The sequence below is a fragment of the Rhodococcus daqingensis genome, from assembly GCF_042665615.1.
Taxonomy (GTDB): domain Bacteria; phylum Actinomycetota; class Actinomycetes; order Mycobacteriales; family Mycobacteriaceae; genus Rhodococcus_G; species Rhodococcus_G daqingensis.
Window position 1 is genome coordinate 201,347 of record NZ_JBHTCS010000028.1, and the last position, 19,350, is coordinate 220,696.

22 protein-coding genes are annotated in these 19,350 nt (G+C 69.9%); 12 read left to right on the forward strand and 10 right to left on the reverse strand.

Going from position 1 to position 19,350, the window contains the following annotated elements:
* Positions 1–37: 37 nt before the first annotated feature.
* Positions 38–847 (reverse strand): helix-turn-helix domain-containing protein, encoded by an 810-nt coding sequence (locus ACFQS9_RS23200; protein WP_378408907.1) that lies wholly within the window; start codon positions 845–847, stop codon positions 38–40.
* An 83-nt stretch (positions 848–930) separates the two neighbouring features.
* On the opposite strand from ACFQS9_RS23200, the gene ACFQS9_RS23205 reads away from it, so the two are divergent.
* Positions 931–1,341 carry an SRPBCC family protein gene (locus ACFQS9_RS23205; RefSeq protein WP_378408908.1) on the forward strand — a complete coding sequence of 137 codons (411 nt, stop codon included), beginning with the start codon at positions 931–933 and terminating at the stop codon, positions 1,339–1,341.
* A 97-nt stretch (positions 1,342–1,438) separates the two neighbouring features.
* Positions 1,439–2,251 carry a DUF1542 domain-containing protein gene (locus ACFQS9_RS23210; protein WP_378409057.1) on the forward strand — a complete coding sequence of 271 codons (813 nt, stop codon included), beginning with the start codon at positions 1,439–1,441 and terminating at the stop codon, positions 2,249–2,251.
* Here the strand turns inward: ACFQS9_RS23210 and ACFQS9_RS23215 are convergent.
* On the reverse strand, positions 2,248–3,045 hold the full coding sequence (locus ACFQS9_RS23215; protein WP_378408909.1) for an Fpg/Nei family DNA glycosylase: 798 nt from the start codon (positions 3,043–3,045) through the stop codon (positions 2,248–2,250). The two genes, ACFQS9_RS23210 and ACFQS9_RS23215, sit on opposite strands and share 4 nt — an antisense overlap.
* The gene (locus ACFQS9_RS23220) at positions 3,046–3,519 is read right to left on the reverse strand and encodes a ribose-5-phosphate isomerase (protein WP_077042121.1); all 474 of its coding nucleotides are present in this window, start codon (positions 3,517–3,519) and stop codon (positions 3,046–3,048) included. It abuts the gene before it with no gap.
* A 62-nt stretch (positions 3,520–3,581) separates the two neighbouring features.
* On the opposite strand from ACFQS9_RS23220, the gene ACFQS9_RS23225 reads away from it, so the two are divergent.
* Positions 3,582–4,454, forward strand: a complete 873-nt coding sequence (locus ACFQS9_RS23225; protein ID WP_378408910.1) for a M48 family metallopeptidase — start codon at positions 3,582–3,584, stop codon at positions 4,452–4,454.
* Here ACFQS9_RS23225 and ACFQS9_RS23230 read toward each other — a convergent pair.
* Complete coding sequence (locus tag ACFQS9_RS23230) at positions 4,451–4,789, reverse strand: hypothetical protein (RefSeq protein ID WP_378408911.1); 339 nt, start codon at positions 4,787–4,789, stop codon at positions 4,451–4,453. The genes ACFQS9_RS23225 and ACFQS9_RS23230 overlap by 4 nt on opposite strands.
* 104 nt (positions 4,790–4,893) lie before the next feature.
* Here ACFQS9_RS23230 and ACFQS9_RS23235 point away from each other — a divergent pair, with 104 nt between their 5' ends.
* The 3 genes from ACFQS9_RS23235 (at position 4,894) to ACFQS9_RS23245 (ending at position 7,972) form a co-directional block, all read left to right on the forward strand.
* Positions 4,894–5,532 (forward strand): TetR/AcrR family transcriptional regulator, encoded by a 639-nt coding sequence (locus tag ACFQS9_RS23235; RefSeq protein ID WP_378408912.1) that lies wholly within the window; start codon positions 4,894–4,896, stop codon positions 5,530–5,532.
* A gap of 179 nt (positions 5,533–5,711) precedes the next feature.
* Complete coding sequence (locus ACFQS9_RS23240; protein ID WP_378408913.1) at positions 5,712–6,914, forward strand: LLM class flavin-dependent oxidoreductase; 1,203 nt, start codon at positions 5,712–5,714, stop codon at positions 6,912–6,914.
* Positions 6,911–7,972 (forward strand): alcohol dehydrogenase catalytic domain-containing protein, encoded by a 1,062-nt coding sequence (locus ACFQS9_RS23245; protein WP_378408914.1) that lies wholly within the window; start codon positions 6,911–6,913, stop codon positions 7,970–7,972. Before ACFQS9_RS23240 ends, ACFQS9_RS23245 begins: the two co-directional genes overlap by 4 nt.
* 68 nt (positions 7,973–8,040) lie before the next feature.
* On the opposite strand, the gene ACFQS9_RS23250 is transcribed toward ACFQS9_RS23245, so the two are convergent.
* Positions 8,041–8,652: a DsbA family oxidoreductase gene (locus ACFQS9_RS23250; protein WP_378408915.1), complete on the reverse strand. Its 612-nt coding sequence runs from the start codon at positions 8,650–8,652 to the stop codon at positions 8,041–8,043.
* 214 nt (positions 8,653–8,866) lie between these two features.
* On the opposite strand from ACFQS9_RS23250, the gene ACFQS9_RS23255 reads away from it, so the two are divergent.
* The 4 genes from ACFQS9_RS23255 (at position 8,867) to pepN (ending at position 14,505) form a co-directional block, all read left to right on the forward strand.
* Positions 8,867–10,087, forward strand: a complete 1,221-nt coding sequence (locus ACFQS9_RS23255; protein ID WP_378408916.1) for an NAD(P)/FAD-dependent oxidoreductase — start codon at positions 8,867–8,869, stop codon at positions 10,085–10,087.
* Between the two features lie 114 nt (positions 10,088–10,201).
* A complete protein-coding gene (locus ACFQS9_RS23260; RefSeq protein WP_378408917.1) occupies positions 10,202–10,603 on the forward strand; it encodes a YciI family protein in 402 nt (133 codons plus the stop codon).
* Positions 10,600–11,847 carry an RNA polymerase sigma factor gene (locus ACFQS9_RS23265; protein WP_378408918.1) on the forward strand — a complete coding sequence of 416 codons (1,248 nt, stop codon included), beginning with the start codon at positions 10,600–10,602 and terminating at the stop codon, positions 11,845–11,847. Before ACFQS9_RS23260 ends, ACFQS9_RS23265 begins: the two co-directional genes overlap by 4 nt.
* 81 nt (positions 11,848–11,928) lie before the next feature.
* Entirely contained in the window at positions 11,929–14,505 is a 2,577-nt protein-coding gene (gene pepN, locus ACFQS9_RS23270) for an aminopeptidase N (protein WP_378408919.1), read from the forward strand.
* A 78-nt stretch (positions 14,506–14,583) separates the two neighbouring features.
* Here the strand turns inward: pepN and ACFQS9_RS23275 are convergent, their stop codons facing one another.
* The 3 genes from ACFQS9_RS23275 to ACFQS9_RS23285 all read right to left on the reverse strand — a co-directional run bounded on the left by ACFQS9_RS23275 (position 14,584) and on the right by ACFQS9_RS23285 (position 16,021).
* Positions 14,584–15,054 (reverse strand): DUF5130 domain-containing protein, encoded by a 471-nt coding sequence (locus tag ACFQS9_RS23275; protein ID WP_378408920.1) that lies wholly within the window; start codon positions 15,052–15,054, stop codon positions 14,584–14,586.
* Positions 15,041–15,298 (reverse strand): aa3-type cytochrome oxidase subunit CtaJ, encoded by a 258-nt coding sequence (ctaJ, locus tag ACFQS9_RS23280; RefSeq protein ID WP_378408921.1) that lies wholly within the window; start codon positions 15,296–15,298, stop codon positions 15,041–15,043. Before ctaJ ends, ACFQS9_RS23275 begins: the two co-directional genes overlap by 14 nt.
* Before the next feature lie 63 nt (positions 15,299–15,361).
* Entirely contained in the window at positions 15,362–16,021 is a 660-nt protein-coding gene (locus ACFQS9_RS23285) for an HNH endonuclease (protein ID WP_378408922.1), read from the reverse strand.
* A 153-nt stretch (positions 16,022–16,174) separates the two neighbouring features.
* Between ACFQS9_RS23285 and ACFQS9_RS23290 the strand changes: the two genes are divergently transcribed.
* Complete coding sequence (locus ACFQS9_RS23290; protein ID WP_378408923.1) at positions 16,175–16,570, forward strand: globin; 396 nt, start codon at positions 16,175–16,177, stop codon at positions 16,568–16,570.
* A 67-nt stretch (positions 16,571–16,637) separates the two neighbouring features.
* Positions 16,638–18,227 carry a glycoside hydrolase family 13 protein gene (locus tag ACFQS9_RS23295; RefSeq protein WP_378408924.1) on the forward strand — a complete coding sequence of 530 codons (1,590 nt, stop codon included), beginning with the start codon at positions 16,638–16,640 and terminating at the stop codon, positions 18,225–18,227.
* 8 nt (positions 18,228–18,235) lie between these two features.
* Here the strand turns inward: ACFQS9_RS23295 and ACFQS9_RS23300 are convergent, their stop codons facing one another.
* Together ACFQS9_RS23300 and ACFQS9_RS23305 are read right to left on the reverse strand one after the other, a co-directional pair.
* Positions 18,236–18,922, reverse strand: coding sequence for a DUF8185 domain-containing protein (locus ACFQS9_RS23300; RefSeq protein WP_378408925.1), 687 nt, complete (start codon positions 18,920–18,922; stop codon positions 18,236–18,238).
* On the reverse strand, positions 18,915–19,343 hold the full coding sequence (locus ACFQS9_RS23305) for an acyl-CoA thioesterase (protein ID WP_378408926.1): 429 nt from the start codon (positions 19,341–19,343) through the stop codon (positions 18,915–18,917). The genes ACFQS9_RS23300 and ACFQS9_RS23305 overlap by 8 nt, the downstream gene beginning before the upstream one ends.
* Positions 19,344–19,350: the final 7 nt, after the last annotated feature.

The following is a 19,350-nucleotide window of genomic DNA, read 5'->3' on the forward strand; positions in this document are numbered from 1 at the left end:
CCGACACTCGGGTTCCCCCCGCGGCACCCGAGAGGCGTCAGGCCGGCAGCAGGGCCCGTACCCCGCTCGGCGTCCGGCCCAGGTGTGCGCGCATCGTTCGGGTCAGGTGGGCCTGGTCGGCGAACCCGAGGTCCGCGGCGAGCCCCGCGAGGTCCCGCTCCCCCTCCTCGAGCCGCGCCAGCGCCCGGCCGACCCGGACCCGGTTGCGGTAGCGGGTGACGGAGACGCCGGTGACCGCGGTGAAGGTGCGGCTCAACAGGAACGGCGACACGTCGAGCAGGTCGGCCAGCGGAATCAGGCCACCGGATCCCGGAACCTCGTCGAGGATCGCCGCCCGGGCGGCGGCCGCCAGCGCGCGACCGCGCGCGCCGGACCGGATCCGCGCGGGCACCGCGCCGCCCCCGACGCGCGGAGCGATCTCCGCGACGAGGCCCGCCACTTCCTCCGCGACCGCGAACCCGACATCGGAGCTTCCCGCCGCCCGGAGCAACCGCCGGTGCCACAGCTCCACCCGGGCGTCGACGTAGAGGTCCGGCGCACGCTGCGTCCCGCAGTCACCCGCGATCGAGTGCCACAGCTCGGCGCCGATATCGATCGAGGTGCAGAGGTCGCCGCCGGCGGGATGCGCGAACCGCTCCTCCTCGCCCGGTCGGCCGAGGTAGGCGGTCGTCCGGTCCAGCACCGACTCCGCACCATCGGCCCGTCGCAGGAACCGTCCCGCCCGCACGAGCACCAGCCGGTGATCGTCATGACACTCCGGCTCCGACCACGCGGCGTGCTCGCCGGCGCAGGTGACCGCCCAGGCACTGAACTGGGGCAGCTCTGCGATCTGCACCGCCGATTGCATGCGAGAAACGCTACGCGCCGCCACCGACACCCGGCCGCAAGAATGTTCAAGACGGCCGGCGCGCGAACCGGCACCCTCGGGTCATGGCATACCTACGTACCGAAACCCTCGTCGACACCACCCCCGAGCGCGCATGGGATGCGCTCCGCGACTGGGGCGCTCTGCACGAGCGCCTGGCAGTCGGGTTCGTCACGGAGACCACCATCGCCGGGGCCGACCGGATCGTCACGTTCAGCGACGGCTCCGTGGTCCGCGAACGGCTGGTCGCACTGGACGAGACGGCTCGCCGCCTGTCGTGGTCGATCGTCGGCGGGCCCTACGAGCATCACAACGGGTCCGCTCAGGTGTTCGCCGAGAGCGATGGGCGCACCCGGTTCGTGTGGATCGCGGACCTGCTGCCGGATGCGCTGGCGGACCGCACCGCGGCCGTGATGGAGCTCGGCATCAGCGCGATTCGCCGAACTCTCGAGGGCGACCGGGTGCGCGGCGGCTGACCGCCGGGATCGAGGCGGCGGCTCCGCGGACGGCGGCTACGTCAAGATCGCCGGTAGGCTGGAACTCGTCCGATTTGTCCCCATGGGAAGGCCCCCAGTGGAACTCCTCCTGATCCTCGCCGTCATCGGTGTCGTCGTGTTCCTGGTGATGAAAAGCCAGAAGCGCTCTGTCGGCCACACCGCCACCCAGCTCGAGGACGCCAAGGCGGACGCGCGCCAGGCGATCGAGCGACTCGGCGGTCAGGTCTACAACCTGACCGGCACCGACATGGCCTCGAAGCAGGCCCTCGCCGACGCGTCCGAGCGCCACATCGCGGCCGGCTCGCAGATCGACCAGGCCAACAGCCCGGCGCAGGCTCGCCTCGCGAAACAGACTGCGCTGGAGGGCCTCTACTACATCCGTGCCGCGCGTACGGCGATGGGGATGGACCCCGGCCCGGAGGTGCCGAGCATCGACGGTCAGCGCGCCGCCGGTGAGGTGACCGAGAACCGGGACATCGAGTTCGAGGGTCGTCAGGTCTCGGCTTCGCCGAACCCGTCACCACGGACCCCGAACTACTACCCGGGCGGCCGTGTCGCGGGTCGGCCCGTCCCGGCCGGCTGGTACTCCGAGCCCTGGTGGAAGCCGGCGCTCGTCGCGGGCGCGTGGGGCGTGGGCTCGATGTTCCTGTTCTCCGCGATGTTCGGCGGCATGGCCGGGGTGCCCTATGACGCCCAGGCCTTCGAGAACGGCCAGGGCGACGGCAGCGACGCCGGTGGCGCCGGCGAGGGCGGAGACGCCGGTGGTGGCGATGCGGGCGGAGACGCCGGCGGCGAGTACGGCGGAGACACGGGCGGCGGCGACTGGGGCGGCGACGCCGGTGGCGGCGACTGGGGTGGCGGCGGCGACTTCGGCGGGATGGACTTCTAGCCGGCCTGACAGGTCGGGCACCAGAACAGGTTGCGCGCCTTCATGACCGACGCAGCGATCGGCGTGCCGCACACGCGGCACGCCGATCCGGCTCTCCGGTAGACGTAGGTCCGCGGGCGGTCCTTTGCATACGCGGGGTCGCCGTTGTCGTGTTCGGGCCGGACCACGTGCATCTTCCCGCGTCGGACACCGACCTTCATCAGCGCCACGAGATCGACCCACAGCGCGTCCCATTCCGCGGAGGTCAGATCCGTGCCAGGCCGGTTCGGGTTGATCTCGTGCCGGAACAGCACCTCGGCGCGATACACGTTCCCGACGCCCGCGAGCACCGCCTGATCCATCAGCAGCGCACCGATCGCCGTACGCGACCGGGAGATACGGTGCCAGGCCCTCGCCGGATCCGCGTCGGGCCGCAGCGGGTCGGGCCCGAGCCGGTCCTCCAGCGAGCGCAGCTGGGATTCGTCGTAGATCTCGCAGGCGGTCGGCCCGCGCAGGTCGGTCCCGATCTCGGCCCCCACCATGCGCATCCGGACCTGACCCACCGGCGCGCCCATGGGCAGCGGGAGGTCGGTGAACTTGCCGTACAGCCCGAGGTGCACGTGCACGATCAGGCCCGATTCGTAGTGGTGCAGTAGGTGTTTGCCCCACGCCTCGGCCCGCACCAGGACCCTGCCGTCGACGCTCGCGGCGCCGGCCTCGAACCTGCCCTGCGGGCTGGACACACGGACGGGAGCACCGGCGAAGTGTCGCTGGTGCTCCCGTGCGAGGCGGTGAAGTGTGTGGCCCTCGGGCACTCAGGCCTCGGGCAGAGCCGGCGGCACGCCGGTGCGCTCGTACTCCGACAGGATGTCGATGCGCCGCTGGTGCCGCTCCTCGCCCGACCACGGGGTCTCGAGGAACGCGTCGACGATGGCCAGCGCCTCCTCCAGCGAGTGCATCCGGCCGCCGATACCGATCAGCTGGGCCTTGTTGTGCTGGCGGGCGAGCTGCGCGGTCTCCACGCTCCACGCCAGGGCGCAGCGGGCGCCGGGCACCTTGTTGGCGGCGATCTGCTCGCCGTTGCCGCTGCCGCCGAGCACGATGCCGAGGCTGCCCTCGTCCTCGACCACGCGGCGCGCGGCCTCGACGCAGAACGCCGGGTAGTCGTCCACGGCGTCGTACACGTGGGCGCCGCAGTCCACGGCCTCGTGGCCGTTCGCGGTGAGATGGTCCTTGATCTGGTTCTTGAGCTCGAAGCCTGCGTGGTCGGCACCTAGGTATACGCGCATGTGCCAATTCTGACAGGTCGGACCGGCGGCCCCCGACCCGACCACGAATAGGGTCAGTGCCCATGGAGCAGTTCTCACCCGTGGTCGCGCATCACCCACCCGTCCAGGCGGCGCCGGGATTCCCGCCGCCGCAGATGCACCCGGCGCGCGGTCTCTCGCCGTGGGGGATGCCGATCCGGCACCGGCTCGAGATCCCGCTGCTGGTGCTGTCGATCGCGACGACGACGGTGGCCTACCTGGTGTCGGTCGCCCTGATCGCCACGGGCACGTTGGACATGTGGGTGATCATCGTGCTGCTCGCCCCGATCCTGCTGTTCCTCGCCCGCGGGCAGATGTACGCCTCGCAGCGGGTCAACGGCGTGAAGATGACACCGACCCAGTTCCCCGACGGCTACCGGATGCTGGCCGAGGCCGCCGCGCGGTTCGGGATGCCGCAGGTTCCCGACGGCTACGTCATCCTCGGCAACGGCCGGATCAACGCCTTCGCCTCGGGGCACGGGTTCCGGCGGTACGTGGTGGTCTACAGCGACATGTTCGAGATCGGCGGCCAGGCACGCGATCCCGACGCGCTCGCCTTCATCATCGGACACGAGGTCGGGCACATCGCCGCCGGCCACGCGTCGTACTGGCGCCAACTCGGCATGTTCGCCTCCAACTACATCCCGGTGATCGGGTCCTCGCTCTCGCGCGCGCAGGAGTACACCGCGGACAACCACGGACTGTGCAACCGCCCGTACGGGGCGCCGGGGGCCATCGGGGTGCTCGCCGCGGGCAAGTACCTGATGGGCCTGGTCGGATTCGACGAGATGGCCGACCGGGCGCGTACCGAGCGCGGGTTCTTCCCCTGGCTGGTGAACGTCCTCTCCAGCCACCCGGTGCTGACCTGGCGGGCCGCGGCCCTCCGGGACCGCTCCCGCCACGGCCGGATCTTCTAGCCGGCGGCCCCCACCAGCTCACGGTGCGCGCGCACCCTGCGGTTGTCCGAATCCACCCAGCCCTTGGATTCCGCGTAATCGATCATCGACACGAACTGCGGCAGCCAGCCCTCGCCGCGCCCGGGGTGCCTGCGCACGGCGTCCTCGAGCACGCCGATGTCCAGCCAGACGTGGTCCCCGTCCACGACGCCCCATCCTGCGAGCGCGGCCGCGGTCCGTTCCGGGTCGGGTTCACCCCGCACGGTGACGGCCAATCTCGTGAACTCGTCGACACCCGTCAGTTCCACGGTCGCATCAGACTCGCGGAGGTCCACCTCGAGTTGCATCTCGCACATGCCCCTTCCCAGGACGATCACACAACTGGTTCAGTTGATTGAATCGTTCGCTCTATTTCATGTCACGGGGCCGTTCGGCGTCAAGTGTGTGCAAAACTCTCGGCATGTCCACCCCGACCCAGAACCGACAGGGCAATGCCACCCGAACGCGCCTGGTGAAGGCGGCCGAGAAACTCTTCGCGGCCCAGGGCGTGGACGCGGTCTCGATTCGCGCCGTCAACGCGGCGGCGGGGCTCGGGCCGGCCTCGGTGCACTACCACTTCGGCACGAAGGACGATCTGCTCGCGGCCGTTCTCGTCGATCTCGGCGCCGCGGTGCGCGACGAGATCTGGACCAACGTGGAGCGACTCGCCGCCTCGCCCGGCGCGCCGACCGCGGATGCCCTGGTTCGCGCGGTCACCGACCCCTACCTCGAACTACTACTGCGCCAACGAGTCCGCGGCATGAGGTGGGTGAAGATCATCGCGCAGATCTCCCCGGAGGGCCATCCCGCACTGGAGGCCGCGGGCCAGCACCTTCCCGAGACGCTGCTCGACCAGGTCCGCCGCGCGTACCCACATTCGGACCCGGATCGACTCGCGCTCCGCTGGGCGATCTCGGTGATGGGGTTCATCCAGGCCCTGAGCCGGGCCGACGAATGGAGCCACGGCGGCGGACGCCTCTCCCCCGAGGACCTGACCGCCTTCTACGACGACCTCGTCCTCTTCGTCGTCGGCGGGGTCGACCGACTGCTCGGCGCCTGAGCCGCCGCCGGAGACGGCGATCCCCTCCCCTCGGCAGTGTCCACTCAGCGGGAACTTTTTGGATCAGTTGATCCAATCGAATGATAGGAATTAGGGCAGAGCGGATGTGATGCCGCTCACTCTGGAAGCCGATCACCCTCGTTGCCTCTCCCGAGGGCCGGCACTCACCCGTCAAGGAGATGACGCCCGTGTGGACCACCGATTCGATCAAGTTCGGCGCCTTCCTCGCGCCGTACCACCCACTGAACGCCGACCCCGCACTGCAGCTGCGCCGTGACATCGACCTCATGGAGCACCTCGATCACCTCGGATTCGACGAGGCCTGGATGGGAGAACACCACTCCACCGGCGCCGAGATCGTGCCCGCCCCAGACCTGTTCATCGCCGCCGCCGCCGAGCGCACCGAACGGATCCGGTTCGGCACCGGGGTCACCTCACTGCCGTACCACCATCCCCTGGTCACCGCGGACCGGATCACCCAGCTGGACCTGCAGACCCGCGGCCGACTCGTCTTCGGCACCGGCCCGGGCAAGATCCCGCTCGATGCGCACATGATGGGGATCAATCCCTCGGACCAGCGCCGGATGCAGGGCGAGGCCCTCGAGGCGATCCTGGCGCTGCTGCGCGGCGAGGTCGTGAACATGGAGACCGACTGGTTCACCCTGCGCGACGCCCGCGCCCAGTTGCCCACCTACAACTCGGCGGGCATCGAGATCGCGACCGCCTCGACCATGTCGCCCAACGGCTCGGTACTGGCCGGCACCCACGGCCTCTCGCTGCTCTCGCTCGCCGCCAGCTCCCCCAGCGGATTCGACGTCCTCGACCGCAACTGGGGCGTCTACGAGACGGTCTGCGCCGAGAACGGCCATGTCGCCGACCGGTCCACCTGGCGGCTGGTCAACCCGATGTTCCTCGCCGAGACGAGGGCCGACGCGGAGCGGGCGGTGAGCCGCCGGATCGACTCGATGGCGGCCTACGTCAACCGGCAGACCGGGCAGAACCCGGACTGGGCGCAGACCCCCAAGGGGATCATCGACCAGTGGCGCAACGACACCCTCGGTGAGTTCGGCCAGGCGATCATCGGCACACCCGACGAGGCGATCGCCCAGATCGAGCGGTTGATCGAGAAGACCGGCGGATTCGGCACCATGCTGATCCTGCACGTGGACATGGCGAACTGGGAGGACACCAAGCGCAGCTACGACCTGTTCGCCTCCGAGGTGATCCCGCACTTCAAGAACCGCAACGTCGGCCGCGAGGCCAGCCTCCAGTTCGCCGAGGACAATCGCGACTACCTGATCGGAGGCCTGATCGGCGCGATCACCAAGGCGCACACCGACTACTACGGCCAGCCCGCCGAGACCGCAGGAGCACAGGCATGAAGGCAGCACAGTTCAGCGACGGCGCGTTCACGGTCGCCGACGTCCCGGACGCACCCGCGCTCGCACCCGCTCAGCTCCGCATCGACGTGACCGCCTGCGGCATCTGCGGCAGCGACCTCAGCATGTCGAAGGATCCGTGCCGGTTCGTGCACGTGGCCGAGAACGCGGGCTATCCGCTGGCCACCTTCGACACCGATCGGCCCGTCGTCCTCGGCCACGAGTACGCGGGCATCGTCTCCGAGGTCGGTTCGGCCGTCACCGATTTCGCCGTCGGCGACCGGGTGGCCGGCATCGGCCTGGCGACCGACACGTCGACCGGCATCCCGAAGATCATCGGATTCTCCAACGAGTACCACGGCGCCTTCGGCGAGCACATCGTGGTCGATGCGTTCTGGGTGCGGCACGTCCCCGAGGGGCTCTCGCTCGAGCACGCCACGCTCGCCGAACCGCTGCACGTCGGCGAGATGCACATGCAGCAGTCCGGCCTCACCCCCGCCGACTCGGCACTGGTGATCGGCTGCGGCACCATCGGACTCGGCGCCATCGTCGCGGCCAAGGCACGTGGGGCGCAGCTGGTGATCGCGTCCGAGCCGTCGCCGAAGCGCCGCGAGCTCGCCGCGAAGATGGGCGCCGACATCGTGGTCGACCCGAACGAACAAGACCCCATCGAGTTGTGGAACCAGATGGTCGCCGAGGGCAACACCCTGGTCGGACAGGCGGGCGCGGGCATCCTCATCGCCTACGAGTGCAGCGGCAGGGCCGGGATCCTGGGCACCCTGATGCACACGATGCCGTTCAACTCGCGGATCCAGGTGCTGGCGGCACCGTTCGGCGACGAGGTGATCATCCCCGTGGTCGGGCAGTTCCGCCGGATCGCGATCAACTTCGGGCACGGCCCGTACGAGAACGCGTACGACATCACCCTGCAGCGCCTGGCCGACGGCGAGATCGATGCCGAGGCCATCATCACCGGCCGGGTCGGCCTGGACGGCGTCGCGGATGCGTTCACCGCTCTCCGCGACCCCGAGGAGCACGTGAAGATCCTGGTGCTGCCCTAGGCGGCTCCGCCGCCCGTGAGCGGTTGACGAGTGCAGAGACTCGTCAACCGCGCACGGGCGCGTAGCGCCTACTCGAAGGAGGGGTCCTCGGTCCGGGTGCGCTTGAGCTCGAAGAAGTGCGGGTACGAGGCCAGGGCCACGGTGCCGTCCCACACCCGGCCCGCGTCCTCGCCGCGCGGGATCCGCGAGAGTACCGGCCCGAAGAAGGCCACGCCGTTGACGTGGATGGTCGGGGTGCCGACGTCGGGACCGACGGCGTCCATGCCCGCCTTGTGGCTGTGCCGCAGGTCCTCGTCGTGGACGTCGGTGTCGGCTGCCGATGCCAGGTCGGCGGGCAGCCCCACCTCGGCCAGCGCCTCCGCGATCACCGTCGGGAAGTCCTTGTTGCCCTGATCGTGGATGCGGGTGCCCATCGCGGTGTACAGCGGCAGCAGCACCTCGTCGCCGTGATCCTTCGCCGCGGCGATCGCGACGCGCACCGGGCCCCACGCCTTGTCCATCATCTCCCGGTACTGCTCGGGCAGTTCGCGGCCCTCGTTGAGCACCGCGAGGCTCATCACGTGGAAGTTCGCCTCGATGTCGCGGACCTTCTCGACCTCGAGAATCCAGCGCGAGGTGATCCAGCACCACGGGCAGAGCGGGTCGAACCAAAAGTCGGCGGTGTCCCTGGTGTCGCTCACGGGCTGCTCCCCTGTCTTCTCGTCGCGGCCGTCGGCGCGCTCGTCTGGTGGGGACCCGTCCTGTGCGGGTCCATCCGTAGCCAACCACGGACCGGCCCGAATGCTTCCCGGCCGAGAAGCCCCCTACCGGATGACGGTCGGCAGTAGGGTCGAGGACAGCGCCACCAGGACCGTTTTCGTCACAGACTCAGTGTCTCGAACGGAGTGTGAGGACATGTCACCGAACCGTACGTTCGTGATCGTCGGCGGTGGGCTCGCCGGGGCAAAGACCGCGGAAGCCCTGCGCGAGAAGGACTTCGACGGCTCGATCGTCCTGCTCTGCGCGGAGGACCACCTCCCCTACGAACGCCCGCCGCTGTCCAAGGAACACGTCGCGGGCAAGAAGTCACTCGGCGACTTCACCGTGCACCACGGCGACTGGTACCGCGACCACCACGTCGACCTGCGGCTCGGCACCACCGTCACCGCCCTCGATCGCGACGCCCACCAGGTACGGCTGCCGGACGGCTCGACGCTGGGATACGACAAGCTCGCGCTGGCGACCGGCTCGCGCTCGCGACGCCCCCCGATCCCGGGGTCCGATGCCGAGGGCGTGCACTACCTGCGCACCGTCGAGGAATCCGATGCCCTGATCGGTGCCCTCACCACGGATTCCCGACTGGTCGTGATCGGCGCCGGGTGGATCGGGCTCGAGGTCGCCGCCCAGGCCCGCGAGCGTGGCGTCATCGTCACCGTCATCGAGGCCGCGGCGCTGCCCCTGCTCGGGTCCCTCGGCCCCGAGATGGGCACGGTGTTCGCGGAACTGCACCGCGAGCACGGCGTCGACCTGCATTTCGAGGCCACCGTGGAGGAGATCACCACCGACGCAGGGCGGGTCACCGGGGTCCGCCTCGCGTCCGGCGACGTGTTGCCCGCGGACACGGTGCTGGTGGCGGTCGGGGCGCAGCCGAACGTCGAGCTCGCCGAGCAGGCCGGGCTCGCGGTGGACGGCGGGGTGCTCGTCGACGCCGCCCTGACCACGAGCGACCCCGACATCGTCGCGATCGGGGACATCGCGGCGCAGCAGCACCCGGTGCTGGACACCAGGATTCGCGTCGAGCACTGGGCGAACGCGCTCAACCAACCCGCCATCGCCGCGGCGACGATGCTGGGCAGGCGGGCCGAGTACGCCAACCTGCCGTACTTCTTCACCGATCAATACGACCTGGGGATGGAATACGTCGGGTACGCCCCCGCGGGCAGCTACGCGCGCCTCGTCGTGCGCGGCGACGTCACGCGGCGCGAGTTCATCGCGTTCTGGCTGGGCCCGGACGATCGCGTGCTGGCCGGGATGAACGTCAACATCTGGGACGTCACCGACCGGATCAAGGACCTGATCACCTCGGGCGAACCGGTTGATCCGGCCCGACTGTCGGACCCGTCGACACCCCTCTGATCTCAGTGTGATCCGAAGCACAATCCCTTCGCGGCAAATGTGTCGAAGTCACCGGGACGGCTCCGTCCTACTCACGAGAGCGCCACGGGGCGCACCCGAGCAAAGGAACCGACAATGAAGTACATGCTGGTCAAGACCTACAGCCAGGCGGCCTACTGCGACACCCCGATGACCGATTGGACACCCGAGGAGATCGGGGCGCACATCGACTTCCAGCGCGCACTCGGTGAGCAGCTCGCCGCCTCGGGCGAGCTGGTCGATGCCCAGGGGCTGGCCGGACCCGACGAGGCACGCATCGTCAGCTCCGACGGCCGCTCCGCCGCGGTGGTGACCGATGGGCCGTTCCCCGAGACCAAGGAATTCCTGGCCGGATACTGGATCGTCGACGTGGACGGCCCCGATCGGGCCGTGGAGATCGCCGCGCAGGCCTCGGCCGCGCCCGGTCCCGGCGGCAAGCCGATCGGTGAGTACATCGAGGTACGCGCGATCATGAGTGCCCCGCCAGCCGATCTGTGACCGGTACACCACAGGCCGACACCGAGGACCTGTTGCGCGAGCTGCGGCCGCAGGTCCTCGGTGCGCTGGTGCGCAGGTTCGGCGACCTCGCCGCCGCCGAGGACGCCCTCCAGGAAGCGCTGCTCGCCGCCGCGACCCACTGGCCGGTCGACGGTCTGCCCGACAACCCACGCGGCTGGCTCATCCAGGCGGCGCACCGTCGCATGACCGATGCCATCCGCGCGGACGCGGCCCGCCGGAACCGTGAGTCCATCGCCGCCGGGCTGGAGCCGACGCGGCCGCCCGACGTCACGACGCCCGATCGGGACGACACGCTCACCCTGTTCTTCCTCTGCTGCCATCCGGCGCTTCCGCCCGCGAGTGCGATCGCACTGACGCTGCGCGCGGTCGGCGGGCTGACCACCGCGGAGATCGCGCGCGCCTTCCTGCTCCCGGAAGCGACCATGGCACAACGGATCACCCGCGCCAAGAAGCGCGTGGCCACCCTCGATCGCCCGTTCGCGATGCCCCCGCCCGGGCAGTGGCACGAGCGCCTCGGCGCGGTGCTGCACGTGCTGTACCTGATCTTCACCGAGGGCCATGCCAGCACCTCCGGGCCGGAGGTGCGGCGCGCGGACCTGTCGGCGGAGGCGATCCGGTTGGCGCGGGCGGTCCACCGCCTGCTGCCCGATGATCCCGAGGTCGCCGGGCTGCTCGCGCTGATGCTGCTCACGGACGCGCACCGCGCCGCACGCACCGGCCCGCGCGGGGAACTGATCCCCCTCGCCGAGCAGGACCGGAGGCGGTGGGATCGCGCGGCGATCACCGAGGGCGTCCGCTTGACCACCGCGGCAATGGCGTACGGGCTGACAGGCCCCTATCGGATCCAGGCCGCGATCGCGGTGCTGCACGCCCAGGCCCCCAGCACCGACGCCACCGACTGGGGCGGCATCCTGGCGTTGTACCGCCTGCTCGAGCGCGTCGCCCCGAATCCGCTGGTCACCCTCAACCTCGCGGTCGCCACCGCCATGGTGTACGGCCCGGCCGCGGGTCTGGACCTGATCGCCGCGTGCCCGGACCGACTGCCCCGCACCCATCGATTGGCCGCCGTCCGCGCCCACCTCTACGAGATGGCCGGCGACACATCCCGCGCCGTCACCGATTACACCGTCGCCGCGAACACCACCCCCAGCGTTGCCGAGCGGGACTACCTCGTCCTGCGGGCGGCCCGCCTGCGTGGCGAAGTCGAGCCTGACCGGTCGTGATCGTCCGCGTCTCGTGATGGGATGGACCCGAGAGATCAAGCCTCGACACACATCTGTCCCCGAGCACGAGGAGCGTCCGACGTGGCCCCACCGAACCTGACCCGCGAGCAGGCAGCACAGCGGTCCGAGTTGTTGAGCGTCGACAACTACCGCATCGAGCTGGACCTGACCGACGGCGACGGCAAGCCCGGCGAGCACACCTTCTCCTCCCGCACCACCGTCACCTTCGGCGCGACGGCGGGCGGCGCCACCTTCATCGACCTGATCGCGACCGCCATCCGCAGCGCCACCCTCAACGGCGCGGCCCTCGACGTCTCGGGGTACGACGAATCCGAGGGCATCGCACTGTCCGGCCTGGCCGAGCGCAACGAACTGATCGTCGAGGCGGACTGCGAGTACTCGCACACCGGAGAGGGCCTGCACCGCTTCGTCGATCCCGCCGACGGATCCGTCTACCTCTACTCGCAGTTCGAAACCGCCGACGCCAAGCGGATGTTCGCCTGCTTCGACCAGCCCGACCTCAAGGCCACCTTCGATGTCACCGTGACCGCGCCGACCGACTGGCAGGTCATCTCGAACTCATCCGTGGTCGAAACCCTGGCCGCCACACCGGGACTGCACCGGTTCCGCACCACCCCGCGGATGAGCACGTACCTCGTCGCCCTGATCGCCGGGCCGTACGCGTCGTGGACCGACAACTACACCGACGAGCACGGCCACATCCCGCTCGGCATCTACTGCCGTGCCTCGCTCGCCGAGCACATGGACGCCGAGCGGCTCTTCACCGAGACCAAGCAGGGCTTCGATTTCTATCACCGCAACTTCGAGGTGCCGTACGCCTTCGGCAAGTACGACCAGCTGTTCGTCCCCGAGTTCAACGCGGGCGCCATGGAGAACGCGGGCGCGGTGACCTTCCTCGAGGACTACGTGTTCCGGTCCAAGGTGACCCGGGCGTCCTACGAGCGCCGCGCCGAGACGGTGCTGCACGAGATGGCGCACATGTGGTTCGGCGACCTCGTCACCATGACCTGGTGGGATGACCTGTGGCTCAACGAGTCCTTCGCGACCTTTGCCTCGGTGCTGTGCCAGTCCGAGGCAACCGAGTACGTCAACGCCTGGACCACGTTCGCGAACGCCGAGAAGTCCTGGGCGTACCGGCAGGACCAGCTGCCCTCCACGCACCCGATCGCGGCCGACATCCCGGATCTCGCCGCGGTGGAGGTGAACTTCGACGGCATCACCTACGCCAAGGGCGCGAGCGTGCTCAAGCAGCTCGTCGCCTATGTGGGCCTCGAGCCGTTCCTCGCCGGCCTGCGCGCCTACTTCAAGGAGCACGCGTTCGGCAACGCCACCTTCGACGATCTGCTCGCCGCGCTGGAGCGCGCGTCCGGCCGGGACCTGTCCGACTGGGGCGCACAGTGGCTCAAGACCACCGGCCTGAACATCCTGCGGCCGGAGTTCACCGTCGCCGAGGACGGCACCTTCTCCTCCTTCGCCGTGCTGCAGGGCGGCGCGGAACCGGGCGCGGGCGAGCTCCGCGTGCACCGCCTCGCCGTCGGCATCTACGACGACGTGGACGGCAAGCTGGTGCGCACCGAGCGGATCGAGCTCGACGTCGACGGACCGCGGACCGAGGTGCCCGAGCTCGTCGGGGTCGCTCGGGGCAAGTTCGTCCTCGTCAACGACGACGACCTCACCTACTGCTCGGTGCGGCTGGACCCGGACTCGCTGGCCGTGCTGATCGAGCGCATCGGCGACATCGCCGAACCGCTGCCCAGGACGCTGGCGTGGTCGGCGGCCTGGGAGATGACGCGGCAGGCCGAGCTCAAGGCCAGGGACTTCGTCGAGCTGGTGCAGCGTGGTGTCGGCGCGGAGACGGAGGTCGGTGTCGCGTCGCGGCTGCTGATGCAGGCGCACGCCGCGCTCGGCAGCTACGCCGAGCCCGGCTGGGCGACCGAGACCGGCTGGCCCGGCTTCGCGAACCGGCTGCTCGAGCTGGCCAGGGAGGCCGAGCCGGGGTCCGATCATCAGCTGGCCTTCGTCAACTCGCTGACCGGGGCGCGCCTGCAGGCCTGGCACACGGAGGTGCTGCAGGAGCTGCTCGACGCCGATCCGGCGACCGTCGGACTGCCGGGCCTGGTGGTCGACACCGACCTGCGCTGGCGAGTGGTGCAGGCGCTGGCGGCGGCGGGCGAGGTGGACGCGGACGGCCCCGAGGCGCCGTTCATCGACGCGGAGGCGCAGCGGGATCCGACCGCGGCCGGTGTCCGGCAGGCCGCCGCGGCGCGGGCGGCCCGCCCGCAGGCGGCGGTCAAGGAGCAGGTGTGGGCGACCGTGGTCGGCGACGACTCCGTCCCGAACATCACCGCCCGCGCGATCATCGGCGGATTCGCGCCCGCCGGCCAGGGCGAGCTGCTCGAGCCGTACGTGGCCCGCTATTTCGCCGACATCCCCGACGTGTGGGCCCGACGCTCCAGCGAGGTCGCGCAGACCGTGGTCGTCGGGCTGTACCCGGCCTGGTCGATCTCCGAGGCCTCGGTCGCGGCCGCCGACGACTTCCTGGCCGGTGACCATCCGCCCGCGCTGCGCAGGCTGGTGGTCGAGGGCAAGGCCGGGATCGTGCGCGCGCTGAAGGCACGGGCATCCGACGCCGGCTGACCTGCCCCGCAGACAACCGGAGGTGCCCCTCCCGCGGCTGACCGCGGGAGGGGCACCTCCGGTCGAAGCGAAGTCGGACTAACGCACCGCGATGGCGGCGCTCATCACACGGATCGCGCTGACCAAGCCGTCGATCAGGTCGGCCTCACCGAAGGACGACACCGCGGCGGTCACGCCGAGCTGTGCGACACGGTCGGTGACCCGACCGGCCACCCGACGTCCGGAACGGATCTCGACGGCGCGCTGGTTCGGGGAGACCGCGATCAGCACCGAACGCTCGGCCTCGGGGGTCTTCGGGAACAGCGCATCGGCGCCCGCCGCGGTGTCCTCGCCGAGGTCACCGATGTACGCGTTGAAGCGCACCTTGGTCGACCTCGTCGCGTCGGTCAGCGCATCGTCGAGCGCCACCAGCTCGTCGACGCTGAACGGCAGATCGTCGTAGGGATCGCCGATGCGGTGCACGTTCGAGACGCGGCCGCTCGCGGTCACCACAGAGCCCACCGGGAGCTCGGACTCGATCACCGCCGGGAAACGGTTACCACCTGCCACTTGCCGAACCTCCGATCAGATCTGCGGATCCGGACTCGATGGCCGCATGCGCGCCGTGGTGACCGACCGTCACCTCGTCGACCGCGGACCACAGCACCGGCTTGTGGGTCCATTCCTCGTCCAGCGAGTAATGCGCGGGGGTGGTGCCTGCTACCGGCTTGGCCAGGTAGCACAGCCCCGCGATGATCGCCGTGATGAGCGCAGGAATCCCTACGAAGATCAGCGATGTCTCAAGAATGCTCACGTCCCAAACCGTAGCCCAGTCAGCCCAAAAATGGACCGTCGGGGCCGCATTCGAGCGCCGTCGCTACGCGGCGCCCTCACCGAGATAGCGCAACCACACCGGGTCGAGTTCCTTGGTGCTCGCCAGCAGTCGCCAGTGCTGCCCCTTGGGCGTCACCAGCGCGGCCCGCAACGTCCAGCCCAGCTCGCTGAGCAGCTTGTCGGCCTTGCGGTGATTGCAGGGCGCGCAGCAGGCCACGCAGTTCTCCCAGGAGTGCCCGCCGCCGCGGCTGCGCGGGATCACGTGGTCCACCGTCTCGGCCTTGTCGCCGCAGTACGCGCACCGGAAACGGTCACGGTGCATCAGGGCGGCCCTGGTCATGGGGATCCGGGCCCGATAGGGCACCCGCACATAGTTGCGCAGCCGGATCACGGAGGGGACCTGCACGGACCAGCCGGCGGAATGGATGACCTGCCCGAGCGGGTCCTCGTGCACGGAGCTGGCCTTGTCGCAGACGAGTAGTACGACGGCTCTGCGGACGGGGAGCGCGGTGAGCGGCTCATAGGTGGCGTTCAGAAGCAGCACCCGGCGCTTCACCCAGGCAGGCACCGCGTCGTCCTCACCTGGGGTCGAGGGTCTGAGTCCCTCGTCTATCAGTTGCAGCGAAGCCCCCGATCCCCGCTCGACGCGGGCATCAGTGGGCTGGAGTTGTCGGTGCGCTCGGGCGCTGTGCGAGTTCTTCATGCGACCTCCGGGAAGATTGCTCCCAAGTTGACCACGGATGACCGGCTCGCGCACGTCCATTTCGGACAAAGATGCAGGACATTTGGTGAACAACCGGTGACAACGGCAGCGCGTCGACGTCACAGCGCGAGAACGGGCACAATGGACGCCGACATGACTGATGCCGAAGTGAGCTTCTACGAAGCGGTGGGCGGAGCCGAGACGTTCCGCAAACTCACCGCGCGGTTCTACGAGGAAGTGGCGAAGGACGAGATCGTCCGGCCCCTCTACCCCGAGGAGGACCTCGGACCGGCCGAACGCCGCATGCGGATGTTCCTCGAGCAGTACTGGGGCGGTCCGCGAACCTATTCCGACGAGCGCGGGCACCCCCGGCTCCGGCTGCGGCACCAGCCGTTCAGGATCGGTCCGCTCGAGCGCGACGCCTGGCTGCGCTGCATGCACATCGCGATCGCCTCGATCGACGAGGCCACCCTCGACGACGCCCATCGCCGCGCCCTCATCGATTACATGGACATGGCCGCCGCATCGATGGTGAACTCGCCGATCTGATCGAGCGACCTGGCCACATCGTGTTCGAAGTCGTGATGGCCGGGCGGGTTTGGCACTATGTGTCCCTGTGACCACTGACGAGACCGCGCCGGAGGCGACCGATCCCTGGTGGACGAACGCGGTGTTCTACCAGATCTATCCGCGTTCCTTCTCCGACTCCACCGGCGACGGCGTCGGCGACCTGGGCGGCGTCCGCGACCGGCTCGGCTACCTCGAGCTGCTCGGCGTCGACGCGATCTGGCTGAGCCCGGTGATGCGCTCGCCGATGGCCGACCACGGCTACGACGTCTCCGATCCGCGGGACATCGACCCGCTGTTCGGCGACCTCGAGGTGATGGACGCGCTGATCGCGCAGGCGCACGCGCGGCGGATCAAGGTCACCATGGACCTGGTGCCGAACCACACCAGCGTGGCGCACCCGTGGTTCGCGGCCGCGCTGGCGGCCGAGCCGGGCAGCGCCGAGCGGGCGCGGTACCACTTCCGTGACGGCCTGGGTGAGGACGGCTCCGAGCCGCCGAACAACTGGCCGAGCATCTTCGGTGGGCCCGCCTGGACGCGGGTCACCGAGCCGGACGGCTCCCCAGGCCAGTGGTATCTGCACATCTTCGCCGCCGAACAGCCGGACCTGAACTGGGACAATCCCGAGGTCGCCGACGACCTCGCGACGACGCTGCGGTTCTGGCTGGACCGCGGTGTCGACGGTTTCCGCATCGACGTCGCGCACGGCATGGCCAAGCCGGAGGGCCTGCCGGACTACGACTGGGAATCCAATCGACTCCTGCACAACGACGACAACGATCCGAGGTTCAACAACCCCGGCGTCCACGAGATCCATCGCGGCCTGCGCAAGGTGATGAACGAATACCCCGACACGGTCGCGGTCGGCGAGATCTGGGTGCGCGACAACGAGCGGTTCGGCGAGTACATCCGACCCGACGAGCTGCACCTGGGCTTCAACTTCCGGCTCGCGGAGGCGGAGTTCGGGGCCGACAGCGTGCGCGAGGCCATCGAGAACTCGCTGGGCGCCGTGGCCGCGGTCGGCGGCACCCCCACCTGGACGCTGTCGAACCACGACGTCGCGCGTGAGGTCACCCGCTACGGGGGCGGCGAGATCGGCCTGGCCAGGGCCCGCGCCATGGCCATCGTCGAGTTCGCGCTGCCCGGGGCGGTCTTCATCTACAACGGCGCCGAGCTGGGACTGCCGAACGTCGAGCTGCCGGACGAGGCGCTGCAGGATCCGGTCTGGGAGCGTTCCCCGCACAGCGAACGCGGTCGGGACGGCTGCCGCGTCCCGCTGCCGTGGGAGGGTCTGGCCCCGCCGTTCGGCTTCAGCTCGACAGAGGCGTCGTGGTTGCCCATGCCGCCGGAGTGGGCCGATCGCACCGTCGAGGCGCAGATCGAGGACGTGACGTCCACGCTGTCGCTGTACCGGGCCGCACTGGAATTGCGGGCCCTGCGGCCCGAGTTCTCCGGCGACGAGATCGATTGGTACGGAAGCCCGTCCGGGTGCCTCGCCTTCCGTCGACGCGGCGGGCTGGTGTGCGCGCTCAACGCCACGGATGCACCCATCCCGCTGCCGCCGGGTGAACTGCTGCTCTCCAGCGCCCCGCTGGTGAACGGGGAACTACCCCCGAACGCGGCGGCCTGGCTGGTCTGACCGCGCCTTCAGCGGCGCACGGTCAGCCCGATCTCGCCGCCGCGCCTGCTGAACACGGTGCCGAAGCGGGCGTCCAGCCGCAGCCAAGTCCTGGTCGCCCGCACCCGCACCATCTCCGCCGCGTCGATGCGCTCGAGATCGACATCGGCGGTCAGCGGGTCCGAACCGACGTGCGGGATGAAACCCATTGCGGCCAGGGCGAACACCGTCCGCATCGACACACCGACGACGTCCCCTGCGCCCTCGACGCTGAGCACCTCCTGCTCCAGCAGGGATGCGGGTGGGCCGTGGCTGCTGCCGTGCTCCTTCGCCAACGCGGCGCCCTGCTGAGCCAGGTCGATCAGCACCCGGGCCGGGACGTCATCGATGTGCTCGAACCCCGCCTCCGGCGGCAACGCGCCCCGCCACGCCGAATCCATCGAGAAGCCCGGATCGATGTCCGCGCCGGTCGCGGCGGTCACCCCGCGCAACAGCTCGTCGCCCGCGGCGGAGGTGTCGTCCGGGCTGATCCGGCCCGAGACCACCCGCGCGGCCAGCGCGTCGAATCCCGTCGGGACGAAGGCGACCAGTTGTCCCGTGTCCCGCTGCCGCATCCGGACGATCACCGCCTCGTCCAACCGGATCGCCTTCGCGAGGAAGGTCGCGAGGTTCTCCCGTTCGCCGCGGTCCGGGATGGTCAGCACCCGCTCATGCACGCTTCCACCGCTCCAGGTACTCGCGCTCGGGCGCGGTCAGCCGGCGCAGCCGCTGGGTGTCGATGTCGAAGGCGGCGATCTGCGTGGACGCCACGATCGACGGCGCCGAGTCCGGCGCCGCACCTCCGGCGCGCACCTCGTACCCGATGGTGAAGTCCACCGCGCGGACGGACTCGATCCACATCAGCACGTCGAGCGGGCCGTCGTCGTGCCGCAACTGACCGCGGTAGCGCACGTGCAGGTCCGCGATCACCGCGCCGTCGCGGAGGGTGACCGTCGGCCTGCCGTCCTCGAACAGCCACGGGATGCGCGCCTCCTCGAGCAGGGTCACCATCCTTGCGTGGTTGATGTGCTGGAAGACGTCCATGTCGGACCAGCGCACGCCGACCTTCGTGTGGAACCCGACCACAGCCTCGGTCATCGACCCT

Excerpts from the sequence above, each read along its gene's own strand:
- ACFQS9_RS23290 (WP_378408923.1), top strand. The coding sequence starts at position 16,175 with ATGACTGATGCCGAAGTGAGCTTCTACGAAGCGGTGGGCGGAGCCGAG.
- ACFQS9_RS23225 (WP_378408910.1), top strand. The coding sequence starts at position 3,582 with ATGGAGCAGTTCTCACCCGTGGTCGCGCATCACCCACCCGTCCAGGCG.
- ACFQS9_RS23305 (WP_378408926.1), bottom strand. The coding sequence starts at position 19,343 with ATGACCGAGGCTGTGGTCGGGTTCCACACGAAGGTCGGCGTGCGCTGG.
- ACFQS9_RS23260 (WP_378408917.1), top strand. The coding sequence starts at position 10,202 with ATGAAGTACATGCTGGTCAAGACCTACAGCCAGGCGGCCTACTGCGAC.
- ACFQS9_RS23200 (WP_378408907.1), bottom strand. The coding sequence starts at position 847 with ATGCAATCGGCGGTGCAGATCGCAGAGCTGCCCCAGTTCAGTGCCTGG.
- ACFQS9_RS23220 (WP_077042121.1), bottom strand. The coding sequence starts at position 3,519 with ATGCGCGTATACCTAGGTGCCGACCACGCAGGCTTCGAGCTCAAGAAC.
- ACFQS9_RS23205 (WP_378408908.1), top strand. The coding sequence starts at position 931 with ATGGCATACCTACGTACCGAAACCCTCGTCGACACCACCCCCGAGCGC.
- ACFQS9_RS23240 (WP_378408913.1), top strand. The coding sequence starts at position 5,712 with ATGACGCCCGTGTGGACCACCGATTCGATCAAGTTCGGCGCCTTCCTC.
- ACFQS9_RS23285 (WP_378408922.1), bottom strand. The coding sequence starts at position 16,021 with ATGAAGAACTCGCACAGCGCCCGAGCGCACCGACAACTCCAGCCCACT.
- ACFQS9_RS23245 (WP_378408914.1), top strand. The coding sequence starts at position 6,911 with ATGAAGGCAGCACAGTTCAGCGACGGCGCGTTCACGGTCGCCGACGTC.
- ACFQS9_RS23230 (WP_378408911.1), bottom strand. The coding sequence starts at position 4,789 with ATGTGCGAGATGCAACTCGAGGTGGACCTCCGCGAGTCTGATGCGACC.
- ACFQS9_RS23235 (WP_378408912.1), top strand. The coding sequence starts at position 4,894 with ATGTCCACCCCGACCCAGAACCGACAGGGCAATGCCACCCGAACGCGC.
- ACFQS9_RS23255 (WP_378408916.1), top strand. The coding sequence starts at position 8,867 with ATGTCACCGAACCGTACGTTCGTGATCGTCGGCGGTGGGCTCGCCGGG.